General features: G+C 46.0%; 13 protein-coding genes. 10 read left to right on the top strand and 3 right to left on the bottom strand.

The features are described from left to right. Nucleotides 1-423: 423 nt before the first annotated feature. Nucleotides 424-1518: a hypothetical protein gene (locus KHQ09_RS00170; protein ID WP_213595947.1), complete on the top strand. Its 1095-nt coding sequence runs from the start codon at nt 424-426 to the stop codon at nt 1516-1518. Here KHQ09_RS00170 and mobQ read toward each other — a convergent pair. Beyond that, on the bottom strand, nt 1515-2744 hold the full coding sequence (gene mobQ, locus KHQ09_RS00165) for a MobQ family relaxase (RefSeq protein ID WP_213595945.1): 1230 nt from the start codon (nt 2742-2744) through the stop codon (nt 1515-1517). The genes KHQ09_RS00170 and mobQ overlap by 4 nt on opposite strands. 228 nt (nt 2745-2972) lie before the next feature. Here mobQ and KHQ09_RS00160 point away from each other — a divergent pair, with 228 nt between their 5' ends. From KHQ09_RS00160 to KHQ09_RS00120, 9 genes are all read left to right on the top strand, one after another. Beyond that, nucleotides 2973-3245 (top strand): hypothetical protein, encoded by a 273-nt coding sequence (locus KHQ09_RS00160; protein ID WP_213595944.1) that lies wholly within the window; start codon nt 2973-2975, stop codon nt 3243-3245. A gap of 9 nt (nt 3246-3254) precedes the next feature. Further along, nucleotides 3255-5102, top strand: a complete 1848-nt coding sequence (locus KHQ09_RS00155) for a type IV secretory system conjugative DNA transfer family protein (protein ID WP_213595942.1) — start codon at nt 3255-3257, stop codon at nt 5100-5102. Nucleotides 5103-5305: 203 nt separating this feature from the next. Then, nucleotides 5306-6358 carry a replication initiator protein A gene (locus KHQ09_RS00150; protein WP_213595940.1) on the top strand — a complete coding sequence of 351 codons (1053 nt, stop codon included), beginning with the start codon at nt 5306-5308 and terminating at the stop codon, nt 6356-6358. A 504-nt stretch (nt 6359-6862) separates the two neighbouring features. Beyond that, nucleotides 6863-7546, top strand: coding sequence for a ParA family protein (locus KHQ09_RS00145; RefSeq protein WP_213595938.1), 684 nt, complete (start codon nt 6863-6865; stop codon nt 7544-7546). After that, a complete protein-coding gene (locus tag KHQ09_RS00140) occupies nt 7539-7865 on the top strand; it encodes a stability/partitioning determinant (RefSeq protein WP_238481764.1) in 327 nt (108 codons plus the stop codon). Before KHQ09_RS00145 ends, KHQ09_RS00140 begins: the two co-directional genes overlap by 8 nt. A 37-nt stretch (nt 7866-7902) precedes the next feature. Next, on the top strand, nt 7903-8244 hold the full coding sequence (locus KHQ09_RS00135; protein ID WP_213906491.1) for a type II toxin-antitoxin system RelE/ParE family toxin: 342 nt from the start codon (nt 7903-7905) through the stop codon (nt 8242-8244). Then, entirely contained in the window at nt 8241-8534 is a 294-nt protein-coding gene (locus tag KHQ09_RS00130) for a helix-turn-helix domain-containing protein (protein ID WP_213595934.1), read from the top strand. The genes KHQ09_RS00135 and KHQ09_RS00130 overlap by 4 nt, the downstream gene beginning before the upstream one ends. A gap of 274 nt (nt 8535-8808) precedes the next feature. Further along, nucleotides 8809-9438, top strand: coding sequence for a tyrosine-type recombinase/integrase (locus KHQ09_RS00125; protein ID WP_213595932.1), 630 nt, complete (start codon nt 8809-8811; stop codon nt 9436-9438). Nucleotides 9439-9535: 97 nt separating this feature from the next. Further along, nucleotides 9536-10635, top strand: a protein-coding gene (locus tag KHQ09_RS00120) for an IS3 family transposase (RefSeq protein ID WP_420801420.1) whose coding sequence is annotated in 2 segments (ribosomal slippage) — nt 9536-9794 and nt 9794-10635 — 1101 coding nt in all. Because the reading frame shifts where the segments join, the coding sequence is not laid out codon by codon here. 194 nt (nt 10636-10829) lie between these two features. On the opposite strand, the gene KHQ09_RS00115 is transcribed toward KHQ09_RS00120, so the two are convergent. Both KHQ09_RS00115 and KHQ09_RS00110 read right to left on the bottom strand, forming a co-directional pair. Continuing rightward, nucleotides 10830-11393 (bottom strand): HAD family hydrolase, encoded by a 564-nt coding sequence (locus KHQ09_RS00115; protein ID WP_213595928.1) that lies wholly within the window; start codon nt 11391-11393, stop codon nt 10830-10832. Beyond that, nucleotides 11387-13315 (bottom strand): lysylphosphatidylglycerol synthase transmembrane domain-containing protein, encoded by a 1929-nt coding sequence (locus tag KHQ09_RS00110; RefSeq protein ID WP_213595926.1) that lies wholly within the window; start codon nt 13313-13315, stop codon nt 11387-11389. The genes KHQ09_RS00115 and KHQ09_RS00110 overlap by 7 nt, the downstream gene beginning before the upstream one ends.

Here is a 13315-nt window from a genome sequence, read left to right as displayed (position 1 = left end):
CTAGGTGTCAAAAGCATGATGCGTATGATCACAGATCAAATATCAGATGTATCCTCATAATTGAGGATATCACCAACGACCTTAGCGCCCCAGATAGTGCATAAAAGATTAGCGTGCAATCTGAATGGACGTATCATGAGTTAAAATAGCTATGCTACCTTTAGAAAAAGGTGTCATATATAGCAAAATTCGACAAATAATCTTAATCACATCATCAAGATCAAATCACTTGTCATTCTTCAGATCAATCAACTGGAGAACATATGGTGCCGATAATGGTTGCGTCGTCATTGACAGCCACGCACTCCTTTAAGATGTTTTAAAACTGCTCAGCAAGATTGTGATAAACATATTGATGCGATTGCTGCAGGTATATACCCTTATTTTATTGCTAATAAGCCCATATTCGTTTCATTTTTACGTATGAAAAAAACTGCACAACTCCTCGTCAAAATGTCTCCAGATCTCCGCGAAGCGTTTCATAATTATGCTCTTCGCCATGGACGTTCAGCTTCAGCGTTAATCCGTCATTTAATGGAAGATGAAATGAGAAATGCTAGGATGATCGATATGCTAAAGCCAAAACTTCTTGAGGGACAATGTGGCCCCGTCGCTGAAATATTTGATGACAAAGGTAAAGCTTATCACGTCAAAGTCATGCCATATCGGACACAAACAATATTGCATATTTTAGATCCAGGTTGTGAAAACGGGATCTTCGATTTATCAAAAGTTCGTGGTGGTTCTACACTATTGAATAAAATTTTTTCAGTCATCGATACAGCGTATGACTGGAACACACCATCTTATCGACAAATTTGCCAAGAGCTAGGTTTAGACCCCGACTTCAATCGCCCTACGTACAAAGAGGCTGACAAGCCGCTTGTTGCAAATCTGGAACGACACATAAAGTGGGATGCTGGCGGCGAAGATATGCGTTTGAACGAGTTGACATTTGATCTGCTCGATCTACTTAGAACAGATCAGTATCCAGAGTTTTATGCATTTATAAAGAGTAAGCAATCCCTTGATCACTGGTCTTTCAAAGTATCAAAATCAGTGTTTGAGAATGCTTTCAACCGTGTTGACCAATACAGAATCCGCTCATCACAACCCGTATTTACCTCAATCGATTTTCTGCCATCATGGGAAGGACGCGGTTACAGTGCAAGCATTGACCTTTGGAGCCTTTCTACCTGTGCTTCAGACGGATGGGTTCCACAGAAATACGGACATTTGAAAGGTGTAGCACTTAAGCCGATGCGCTTCGACCTCGCGATCGAAACAGTGGTTCGCCGTCTCAAGGATCAAGGCGTTGTGTTTTTGACCGACATTGAAGCACGGGATTATCTTAACGAAGAAGGTGCTTATTGGGCATTTCAGCAACGATCATGGCAATGTCCAAATGGGCTACAACCGAGGTTACCTTCAGCGGCAGAAAAACTTTTGTGGCGCATAAAACACCCAGCCACACCGTTATACGATCAACATATAAAACGAATACAAATACAGCATTAACGGCTACGTTCTGGATCCCTGCGATCGCTGCTTTTCCCACGTCCGAGAATACTCTCCCGCTGTTCTTGACTACGGTCGATACTTTCTTGCTCGATAGAAATAGTTTCGCGTTCACGCCCTAAAACAGCATCTCTCCGCGCCTGATTTGCATTTTCTGGCGCAGTTCTTTCTCGTACAGCATTGAATGTCTGCTCCTCCGATCGCTTAAAATCACGTCCCGACACCACTTCTCGGCGTGTGTCAAAGTCACTGTGTTCTGGATCAGCGTGCAATCGACCACCTCCACCTATAACCCTCTCTTTAATCCGATACAGTGCAGCTTCAGCACGATTCCAAAGTTGATCGAGCCGTTCGCGCGCGGAAGCAATAAAGGCGCGCCCTCGCTCCATTAACTCAAGGCGTAATTCCAATTGCTTTCGGCCGAGTTCTTCGCGCTGTGCATTGCGTGCCTGTGCCGCGCGGAATGCAGAACCGCGCTCGGTGACAATGCCACGCTTCTCTTGAGCATTAGCAGATGGCCCAATTTTCGGCTCTGGCTCCCGACTTAGCTCAATCACTTTTTTCTCATATTCAAATACAAGTTTTTCTTGTCCACTAGCACGCGCGCGTTCGACCTGTTGCTCGGCCTCACTGCGCTGAGCATCAATAGATCTGTGATCAATCCGCTCTGATCGCCCTGCATGCTCGAGAGCTATATTTGCATCCCGTGCCCAAGCTTCACGCCATCCCAGAAGCAAGTCTGGTGCATTCCAACCACGGTCTTTTTTTCCAAAACCATCGCCAGTCAGTTCACGCATAGTCAACATGACATGCGCATGGGGTTGACTAAAACCATCACGAGCTTTGCTCTCATGAACAGCCACATCTGCGATCATGCCGCGATCAACAAATTCACGCTCAATAAACCCGCGTAAAAGTTCTAAACGCTGACCGCGATCAAGTTCCCGGGGAAGAGAAACTTCAATTTCGCGAGCAAGCTGTGCATCACGGCGTTTTTCTATAATCTCAACCGCGTTCCAAAGCTGGCTACGATCACGCATCCAGTCCGGTGCATTCTCAGGCACCATGATCTCGGAATGAATGACACCGCTCTTGCGACTGTAATCATGCTCTAGGCCCTGCCGGTCATCATACAGCCGTCCAGCTGTGCGATAAGCGGCAGCTGCAACAGAGGATCGCCCTCCTGCTCGACTGATGACTTTTGCACTTAAATGATAGATCGCCATATCTCTGACGCCTCTTTTCAAAACAGGGTCCAGCGCCTGATTACGGTGGTTTGAGCTCGAGGGGAAACCCTCGTCAGGTGCAAATCCACCTCTTGGGAAGCTGTCCGGTGTAGGATTTATCCCGTTGAGGACGCGGACATTGCACAAGCAATGTATAAGCGCGCATTTATAACTATTCAACATAAATATGACATGCTAGCCTTGTCTGAATAAACTCCGAGGTTCCCCATGCACAAAACACAGCCGATCGACGTCGAGCTTGAAGAGCTATCTAAAAAGAAAACGAAGATTGACGCTCAGATCGCCGCGCTTGATGCAAGGCGGCACCTTTCTCAGAAAAAAGACGAAGACCGCCTTAAATGGCTGTTGGGCAATTTGGTCTTCGACCGCTTAAACGCCGATCCTGTTCTTCAGAACATCGTTCGGCGTGATTTGCCAGAGCGCTTCACTCAACGCGACCACAATCGCGGTCTTTGGCAAATTTTGTTTCCTGAACAGTAAGGATTAGTCATGAATTTTATGCTGGAAACTCGGCATTGGGTCACCATGATCATCGCTGTGATTTTAGCCGTTTCAGCCGTGATTTTCTTGCCTCTTGTGGTCGCCATTTATCCAGTAGCCACTTATGCTTTTCTGATTGTCGCTCTTGCTGTGATATTCGACATCCTGGCAAACGCCACAGAAGGCCGTAGAGCGCCACTCAAGGTCGCAGCATGGATATGCCTGCTGCTGGCAGCACTGGTCGCTCTGATGCCTTTAAAAGGCGATTTTAGCGATATGCAGATGACCATCCAGGCCTGGACCAATGCAGGATGGTCACTTCCTCGTGGAATTTGGGAAGGGGTTAAGCGATTAAACCGATATTCTGCCCTTCATCAACAGGCGTTGCTGATATCTTTAGCTCTTGGAGTTGCGGTTGGAGCATTAGCGATAATTATCCCGTTAGGTTCAATTTTAAATCCTCGTATCGGTCGCAATCGCAAATCGAATACTGGCCCTTGGCAAGCAGGATGGATGAGCCCGCGTGATATTGCCAGTCTTGCAAGCAATAAGACCGGTCTGCCGCTCGCGCTCCATAATGGTAAATTGCTACGTTATCAGAAAAATGATGCGAAGGGTTGGCGTGGCGGCCACCATCTTGTTGTTTCTGGCACACGCGGCGGCAAAGGCGTTAGTGCCGTAATCCCAGCAATTATTGATCATCAAGGACCGGTTGTTGTTTTAGACATCAAGGGGGAGAATTTTGCGGTAACCCGTCGTTATCGGCAATCACTTGGCCGCAAAGTTGCAGTACTAAATCCTTTCGGGATCATTGAGGATTCCAATGACCAATTTAATCCTTTGGATTATATTCGCCTAAATGAATTAGGGCGGGACGTGGCTCTTGTTGCAGATGGCTTAGTAAGACCTGAACCAGGAGATGGTGCACATTTCTCTGAAATGGCACGTCAGCTCGTAACAGCTGCGATTGAAGTGGTCGTTACGCAAGAAGAGCCCAATCGCCGCAACCTGATCGCGGTTGCAGATCTTCTCTTATCTGGCAACCTAGATACAACTCTCGAGGCCTGGGTTAAAAACAAAGATCTTGTAGGGCACCGACCTGCTCAGACAGCTGCAACTATTTTGCGTGCAGGAGACAGAGAACGCGGATCCATTCAAACGGCTGTTTCGAAAGCCTTTGAATGGATGCAGTCGGATAATATGCGCCACTTTTTGGCGCGGTCCAGTTTTGACATGGATGATCTTCTTGATGATGAGGTGGATCTCTTCATCGTAGTCCCTTTGGACCAAGTGGATAAGCAGGCAGTGTTTATGCGCTTATTTATCAATCTGGTTTTAGGCACTGTCGTTCGCCAAGACGGGCGACGAAAAGTGAAAGCCCCTATTCTCCTTGCCCTTGATGAATTTGTGCGGATGGGACGAATGGAGCAGATCATGAATATCGCGAACGTTGCGGCAGGGGCTGGGGTTGAGGCGTTGTTCGTTACCCAGGATACGGGCCAGGTTGAAAAAGCATATGGACCAAATGATGCCCGTTCTATTTTCGGCTCCTGCATCACCAAGCGTGTTTTTAATCTCAATGATATTGAAACAGCTGAATGGGTAGCACGACATTTCGGAGACAACACCGTTTATTCCCAGCAAATACGGGAAGCAAAGACGATTAACGAAAAGCGTGATGTTTCTTATTCAGAGCAGCGTCAAAAAATAATGACTGCTGAGCAGATTATGGGCATGAAAACTGATGAACTTTTGCTCTTGGTTGGCAATCGAAATCCACTCAAAGCTAAGCAAAATATTTATTTTAAACGTAAAAATTATCATGGGAAATTTGATGGAAATCCCTTGGTTTTATGAAGTTATCCACAATCGCCTAGTGTTATATATGTGTTAATATAGTGTTACGTATAAAAAAATATATGGTAAGTATTTGTTTTATATGTGTTTATTCGATAGGCTGGTGGGTGATAACACGAAAGATGGTGTGTAAAAACACGAAAGATGGTGGGTGATAACACGAAAGACTTGACCTTGGTGGATGATAACACGAAAGTAGCATAATGGTGGGTGATAACACGAATCTACGCTCCCCTCTCCTGCCCGATCGGATGCAGCAGGGAGATTTCTTTGTGTGCGATATCTTTGATGCCGCGCCCAAAGGAGATATGGCTTCAATGGAGCACCCTATTTTCTCAATTGCAACAAAACCTGATCGGCATGTTCGGCGTTATGAAAATGGTTCGAATTTTGTAGAGGTCATCCCTTCGGTGAAAGGGTTGGCAACAGTACATGACCGGGATGTCCTGATTTATTGCATTAGCCAATGCATCGCTGCACTTAATGAAGATCGTGAAGTTAGCCCAACAATCAGGTTCAGAGCGTATGATCTGCTTTCGGCCACTAACCGAGGTACTGATGGACGCGGGTATGAGCAGTTAAAAGCTGCTCTGGAACGACTTAAAGGAACAACGATTACTACCAATATCATCACTGGTGGTAAAGAGGAGTTCGATGGATTTGGATTGATTGATCGTTTCAAAATCGTTCGGGAAACGCGTGATGGGCGGATGCAGGAAGTGGAAATTCGCTTATCTGAGTGGGTGTTTAATGCCATTAGATCGCGGGAAGTCTTGACGCTTCATCGTGATTATTTTCGCCTCAGAAAACCACTTGAACGGCGGATTTATGAGTTGGCACGTAAACATTGCGGAGCACAAAAGGAATGGCGAATTAGTTTAGGCAAGTTACAAGCTAAATGTGGGTCTTCATCGACAGAGAAAGAATTTCGTCGACTTGTCTCGAACATCGCGAAACAAGATGAACAATTTGAACATATGCCAGATTATGCAGTTCGAATTGAAAAAGATGTAATTATTTTTACAAACCGTCGTATGGAAGATGTGAAATCTCATTCAGCTTGCTTTCTGACAATTCGACTAGATCTCGATACATATCAAGAAGCCCGAAGAGCGGCTCCTGGTTGGGATGTGTATTATCTTGAGCAGACTTGGCGCTCTTGGATGCTTGATGGTGGCTTAGATGCCCCAAAAAATCCTGACAAGGCCTTCATTGGTTTTTGCACAAAATGGTTTGAGAGGCGAGGTAGTCCGTAAAAGATACTATGTAGTACCTTTTTGGTTTCTATAAGATATCTAGTAGCTATCAGCTATCTTTAGCATTGAATAGAGTACATGAAATCAGAGCCGAACATATGCCAGTTATATCATTTACCTATCCCAAAGACGTCACTGGAAAACTACGACGGCCTTGATCCCTGCTAGGCGTACACTTGTTGCGAAGGGATTTTCCATCCGATAATCTATTATGTTTCAATACCTCAACTCGACGAACGGCTCTTGGTTGGGATGTGTATTATCTTGAACAGGCTTGGCGCTCTTGGATGCTTGACGGTAGCTTAAATGCTTCTAAAAAATTTGATAAGGCATTCATTGGTTTCTGCAAAAAATGGTTTGAGAGGCGTGAGCACTCATAGTGGATACTATTTAGTATCTTTTTAAATTCTATAAGATATCTGGTGGCTATCTGGTACCTTTAAATATCTGGTAGCTATCTGATAGCTATCTGGTAAGATGTTTAAAAAACAGAGTCGAGCACATATGCCAGTTATATCATTTGCCAATCCCAAAGGCGGCGCGGGGAAAACCACGACAGCCTTGATTCTTGCTACGCAACTTTCAGAAAGTGGCGCTAGCGTTACGATCCTTGATGCCGACCCAGAACGTTGGATATCGCAATGGGCCAATCTCCCAGGTAAGCCAGAGAACATCTCTATTGTCAGCGGTATCACGGAGGATGGTATTGTTGATCAAATTGAGGAAGCCTCCGGAAAATCTCAATTTGTGATCATTGATCTGGAGGGAACAGCCAGTCTGATGGTTGCAAACGCCATTGGTATGTCTGATTTGGTGCTGATCCCAATCCAAGGCTCTTCGATGGACGCGAAGGGAGGCGCCAAAACTATTCGTTTGATACAAAATCAAGCGAAAATGGCACGACGTGTTATTCCGCATTGCGTAGTCCTAACCCGTACTAGCGCCGCAGTTCGTTCACGGGCACTCAAAAACGTGCAAGAACAGCTTATACAAAGTGGTATTGATGTGTGTGAGACGCCAATCGTAGAGCGCGCTGCCTATCGCGACCTTTTCGATTATGGTGGTACGTTGACCAGCCTTGACCCATCGCAGGTAAGTAACGTTGATAAAGCCATGGATAATGCGCGACAATTTGCGGGCGAAGTGGTCGAGAAATTGATGCAAGTGCAGGGGCATACTGATGAGTAAACAACGGACAAATCTTGGCTTTGGTGATGCCCTGAGTGATCTCAGCGCATTCGTTCCAACCCCAAAAACCGCACCAAAAGATAAGACAACAGAGGAGGCGGCTGTGGCCGCAGGTTTTGTAAGCAGGGAGCCCAAAGCATCGGAGCAAACAAAGCCGCAGCGTCGTCGCAGAACTGGCCGTAATGTGCAGTTCAATATTAAAGCAAAGCCTGAGACGATTGCAGCCTTTTATGAGATCGCTGATGCTAATGGTTGGGGACTAGGGGAAACCTTGGAGCATGCGGTTGACCTTCTTGCGAAGAATAATAATAAAGCATAGTGCGCCATTGACTTATACGCCAATGAAGTATAAACAGATGACTAAATTACAAACCGTAGTTGAGTTGCCCGAGTTTCAGCGTCGTGCGCGATCCATTATGACGGATGTTGAGCGTGAGGCGGCTATTACTTGGATTGCCACGAACCCGGAAGAGGGTATTTCTCTAGGGGGTGGATTAAGAAAAGTCCGTATTCCCAGAGAAGGTGGTGGCAAAAGCGGAGGCTTTAGAACGATCTACGTATTTGGCGGACGCCACATGCCGATCTTTCTGATCACGATTTTCGCAAAAAATGAAAAAGCGGATCTAACTCCTAAAGAACAGGCAGCAGCGGTAGAAATGAGTAAGGCGATCGTTTCAATGTGGAGCAATAAACAATGAGTGCATTTGAGAGCATCAAGAAGGGATTGGACGAAGCCCTTGAATTTTCTAAGGGGAACGAGGCTGGCTCTTTGGTTCACGAAATTATTTTACCGGAAATTGATGTAGCTAAAATTCGGGCACAAACTGGCTTGTCTCAAACCGATTTCGCCCGCAGTATCGGTGTGGCAAAGGGAACACTTCTGAACTGGGAACAAAGACGTCGCACGCCACAAGGCCCAGCGCAGGTACTGCTGGCTCTAATTGAACGCAAACCATCTGTGGTACAGGACTTACTCGGTAAGCTATGATGTAGCGCCTTTGTGTGACCCGTTGTTAATCGCTTGATTGTCTCTGGTCTACTTTAATGGATCGGTCTAATAAGTTATTAAATCACTGATTTCTTGTACAGCCATCAGTACTCAGTACACAGCTTGATCATGCGAGCTTTTAGTTAAAAGCTCGCATGAAGAATATTTCTGAAAACCGACAAAATAAGGAGCTAGAAGCATTTTCCTTGACTGCTCCAACTCTTAATGCAAGCTTTATGAAAAAATTACCACAAAAGCTTGTAAGGATTTTTGAATGGTTGCCACCGCTAAGACCGCTTGGAATAAAGGCCGTGTAGTGGGTAAAAAACCACCTCTTACTCCTGATCAAATCGCCCTGATCCGATTATTGCTCCGCCAAGAAAATGCTTTACGCGATCTGGCACTATTTAACGTAGCTCTCGACACCAGCTTCCGTGGGTCTGACCTAGTGCGCTTGCGGGTATCAGATGTGGCAACCTCATCAGGGATCCGCGAGATCGTTGAAATTCGCCAAAAGAAAACTGAAACTCGCAACACCCGCCCGGTTCAGGCACGATTATCTTCAAACACGTGCGAAAGCTTACGCACATATCTATCGGCTTCTGAAAAAACATTGCATGGTTGGCTGTTTACGGGGCAGGGAGTAAGATGGTCTCATGCTCACATCAGTGAAAGCCAGCTTTGGCGGTTGTTTAAAGCCTGGCTAGAAAAAGCTCACATTGATCCTAGCCTCTATGGTCTTCATTCTTTGCGAAGGACGTTCCCAGCGCATATTTACCAACAAACAGGGAATCTACGTGCCGCTCAATTGTTACTTGGTCATGCCAGTATTGAAAGCACCAAAGAATATATTGGCATTGAGCAAGCGGAAGCTTTAGAAATAGCACGTAAGTACCACCTATGACTGATGTAAATTTATTTAAAAAATGATACCTTATGACGTGAGCCCCGCAAACTCCTCCAGATTTTGGTAGAGTCCAATCCTTGGTAGGAGATGGACAATGAAACGCTCACGGTTTTCAGACGAACAGATAATCGGGATGATTAAAGAGCAGGAAGCTGGAACGCCGACTGCACAAGTGTGTCGCAAATATGGAATTAGCAGCGCCAGTTTTTATAAATATAAAGCCAAATTTGGTGGCCTGGAGGTTTCCGATGCGCGCAAACTGAAAGCATTGGAAGAAGAAAATGCCAAGCTAAAAAAGCTGCTGGCCGAGACGATGCTCGACAACGCTATTTTGAAAGATGTTGCTGCAAAAAAATGGTAACGCCCGATGCTAGGCGGGACGCAGTTGTTCATGTCTGCCAAGTGTATGCCGTGAGCCAGCGTCGGGCGTGTGCCGTTTTATGTATTGATCGATCTAGTGTGCGCTATCGTCGTAAGCGGCCTGATGATGCGCCTATTCGTGAAGCCATGAGACAAGTGGCCTCCGAGCGACGGCGCTTCGGTTATCGGCGCATTCACGTCATGTTGGAACGACAGGGGATCATCATGAACCTGAAGAAGCTGCGTAGATTATATCAGGAAGAGAAGTTGACTGTGCGCAAGCGTGGTGGGCGCAAACGAGCTCTGGGAACGCGGAGGCCGATAGTTTTACCATCGCGAGCTAATGAACGATGGAGCTTGGACTTTATCAGTGATGCCTTCACCGATGGTCGTCGGTTCAGGGTTCTTGCGGTCGTTGACGACTTCACGCGGGAGTGTCTGGCTTTGGTTCCCGACACATCCCTGTCAGGTCTGCGGTTAGCACGTGAATTGGATAATCTGGTCAGTCAACTCGGCAAGCCACGAACGATAGTTTCTGACAACGGAACAGAAATGACCAGTCATGCCATTCTCAAGTGGTGTCAGGAAACAGGCATTGAATGGCACTACATCGCGCCGGGCAAACCAATGCAAAACGGGTTTGTCGAAAGCTTCAACGGTAGTTTCCGCGACGAATGCCTGAACGAGACCTTGTTCTCATCGCTCGCTCAGGCGCGCACTGAAATCAAAGCATGGAAGGATGATTATAACAAAAACAGACCGCACTCTTCACTCGGCAATGCTACGCCCAATGAGTTCGCCATAAAAATGGCTCTAGAAAAACGGGCCGCCTAAGGCCAATATTAAACTCTAAGACTCTCCTGAAAAATGGAGGAGCATTGGGGCTCACGTCAGGCATCCATTCCATGGACTGGGCTTAAAAAGGACGCTTACTTTTTATCACAAGGTTTTCCTATTGTATTAAATGTTAACAGAAGACTTCTCCATTTTATCGACAAGTTCACCAAATACTATTTAAATTGGTAACTCTATTCGTCGAGCCAGTGTATCCGCCAAGTTTGCGCACCAAAAGCCTGTGCGGCGGCCAGTCCAACATCGGAATCCTCAAGTACAAGACAGTCTTCCGGACCAACATTAAGCAAAGCGGCAGCTTTTATGAATGGTTCCGGCGATGGCTTTGACGCGGTGGTGTCATCACTTGTAACAACAATGGAGAATAAGTAATCGAGTTTCTTTTCAGCGAGTAGCGGCGTCACTGATGCTCTGGATGCGGCAGTTACCAATGCAATAGGAACAGTTTTATGAAGCTGTTGCAGTACTGCTACCAGCAGCTTGTTGACACGCACACGATCAAACAAAGTTGGGTAAATCTCACGTTTGCGTCGCGCAATCCTTTCATGCAAATCTGGATGTAATGGTAATACCTGTTTAAGCATTGGCCTCCAGGCCATCTTGCCTACACTGCTTGACAGATCTGCGCTGGAATATGCCATACCGGTCTCACCAAGCGCCTGACGATAAGCCGCGAGATTTGCTGCATGGGTATCCACCAACGTGCCATCGAGGTCGACGAGAACTGCTTGCATCACCATAACTCTCCGGGATAACGCCGCTCAAAATTACGCAATAGCAAGCACAGACATCCAAAAAATGCGAGGCCGGCTTCTCGGCTATGGCGTAATTGATAAGGGATCAAACGCAGATAATTAATCCACTCATGGATGAAGACCTGCTTCATGCCTTCTTCGCCGAGATTAACGGTCAATTGGTCAATTGTTTCATTGAACAGCGCCTCATATTGGAATGAGCGGTGAACTCCCACCGTCAATTGACCATCGGAGTAACTGGCTTTAGGTCGTTTATGAAGCGCCTCATAGCCGAGATGCAGCGACTGCATGATCTTAGCGTAATCAATTAATGGCGACTGAAATCCATTCACGGGATTGGGGTCGATCAGGAACCAGCTTTCGGGTTTTCGACCGCCCGAACTATCTGGTAGCAACATGATATTCTCAATTGTCAGATCACCATGAATGGCAGATTGTCGCCGGTCGCTGAGCTTTTGCACAAACCAGTTCATATCTTCAAAGATTGAAAGGGAACAGGTATCGAATGGCTCACCATTCAATAGAATAATCCCGTCTGATACAATATCCTGAAATTCCTCTTTTATTACATTAAAGTTCCCAAGCACTTTCGCATGTATATATGCTTTTATATCTGTATCTTCCGCCGATGCGACTTCATTTGAGAGGTGAAAATCCCTCATCTTGGCTATAACATTTTTTAGTATATTCTTAGATACCTCAAGAGAACTTGCATGAATACCTTCGTACATATCCAAACTTCCGGCAATATATTCCATATCATACAGAAAATCAGCGCCGCTCTTTTGGGATGACAGAATCTTAACCAACGGCAATCTTGTACCATTGTCCTGTAGCCAGTCGCGCTGCACAGTCATTTTAGCACCTACTTCGCCTGTTGCGAATTTGCGCACTCTCAGCTGGCCGTCAACCTCGATCAATGCAGTCACTGCACCCGAGCCGCCCTGAAAAAGCCGATGAAGGCGCACTTCATCCAAACCCCGATCCTCGAAATTTGCTAGAAGATCGTTCGTTCCGGCAAATCGGCGGTTCAAAAAGGCAACATATTGTTGTTCAGACCAAAAACTGGAGCGTAGAGAATGGCGCTCCTCAGAGGTGAAATATTCCATCGAGGTCAGCGAACGCAGCAATGTTCGCGACCGCGCGAGAATATCAACCTCCCATAATACGACGCAAATTACTACGATCGCTATCGGAGCCAGCAAATATATGAGTATCCACCCCCTTGTTTCCCCTAAACTCGGGGTCCAACTCAGGTTCAAGGCACTGGAATAAACCTCGAGAAATGCTTCGAAAAAACCTATTGACAGAAAGTGACCTAACGACAATAGCGACACGATATAACTAGCCCACATGGCGAGTGTAAGCATCCAGAACCGAAAGCTTTTGATGAGTTTACCATCAAGAATGAGATGCGTCACTGAATAGAAAAAATGCAGAATTGCTGATTTCAAACTATCGTTGAATATGGCTGCAAAAAAATAAACAATTATCTTGGCTAACCGAGTACAGTGAATGAGCAACACTACGGCTATGCTCGCTATAAACAATAAAATTGTCGTAATGACGAACATCGCATCGCCATAAATAAAAAATACTATCAATCCAATGACTGAAACAACAAGAAGATCAACAATGCGTTCCGCTATCACGGACGCAAATATTGACGAGAAACGTTGTCGAGCCATGTAGGATAGAAACGCGCTACGCGTAATCTCGCCTAGCCGGAAAGGCAGGATCGCGTTGATCAGATATCCCACACTTAATGCAGCAAGAGCTGGGACTGTCCTGGTATAAATATCGTCTTTTAAGAGAATGACGCGCCAACGAATCGAACGCAGAATATGTGCGGTCAGAAGGAAGACGACGGCGATAGCGAAATAAAGTATGGACTGCGTTGTAACCAT

The organism is Pseudochrobactrum algeriensis (assembly GCF_018436245.1).
Taxonomy (GTDB): Bacteria; Pseudomonadota; Alphaproteobacteria; order Rhizobiales; family Rhizobiaceae; genus Pseudochrobactrum; species Pseudochrobactrum saccharolyticum.
The sequence above is the reverse complement of the archived record's forward strand: the minus strand, read 5'-3'. Positions and strand labels throughout refer to the sequence as shown.

What these genes read in the sequence shown, in the direction of transcription:
- KHQ09_RS00170 (WP_213595947.1), top strand. Translation starts at nt 424, where the DNA reads ATGAAAAAAACTGCACAACTCCTCGTCAAAATGTCTCCAGATCTCCGC.
- mobQ (WP_213595945.1), bottom strand. Translation starts at nt 2,744, where the DNA reads ATGGCGATCTATCATTTAAGTGCAAAAGTCATCAGTCGAGCAGGAGGG.
- KHQ09_RS00160 (WP_213595944.1), top strand. Translation starts at nt 2,973, where the DNA reads ATGCACAAAACACAGCCGATCGACGTCGAGCTTGAAGAGCTATCTAAA.
- KHQ09_RS00155 (WP_213595942.1), top strand. Translation starts at nt 3,255, where the DNA reads ATGAATTTTATGCTGGAAACTCGGCATTGGGTCACCATGATCATCGCT.
- KHQ09_RS00150 (WP_213595940.1), top strand. Translation starts at nt 5,306, where the DNA reads ATGGTGGGTGATAACACGAATCTACGCTCCCCTCTCCTGCCCGATCGG.
- KHQ09_RS00145 (WP_213595938.1), top strand. Translation starts at nt 6,863, where the DNA reads ATGCCAGTTATATCATTTGCCAATCCCAAAGGCGGCGCGGGGAAAACC.
- KHQ09_RS00140 (WP_238481764.1), top strand. Translation starts at nt 7,539, where the DNA reads ATGAGTAAACAACGGACAAATCTTGGCTTTGGTGATGCCCTGAGTGAT.
- KHQ09_RS00135 (WP_213906491.1), top strand. Translation starts at nt 7,903, where the DNA reads ATGACTAAATTACAAACCGTAGTTGAGTTGCCCGAGTTTCAGCGTCGT.
- KHQ09_RS00130 (WP_213595934.1), top strand. Translation starts at nt 8,241, where the DNA reads ATGAGTGCATTTGAGAGCATCAAGAAGGGATTGGACGAAGCCCTTGAA.
- KHQ09_RS00125 (WP_213595932.1), top strand. Translation starts at nt 8,809, where the DNA reads ATGGTTGCCACCGCTAAGACCGCTTGGAATAAAGGCCGTGTAGTGGGT.
- KHQ09_RS00115 (WP_213595928.1), bottom strand. Translation starts at nt 11,393, where the DNA reads ATGGTGATGCAAGCAGTTCTCGTCGACCTCGATGGCACGTTGGTGGAT.
- KHQ09_RS00110 (WP_213595926.1), bottom strand. Translation starts at nt 13,315, where the DNA reads ATGGTTACAACGCAGTCCATACTTTATTTCGCTATCGCCGTCGTCTTC.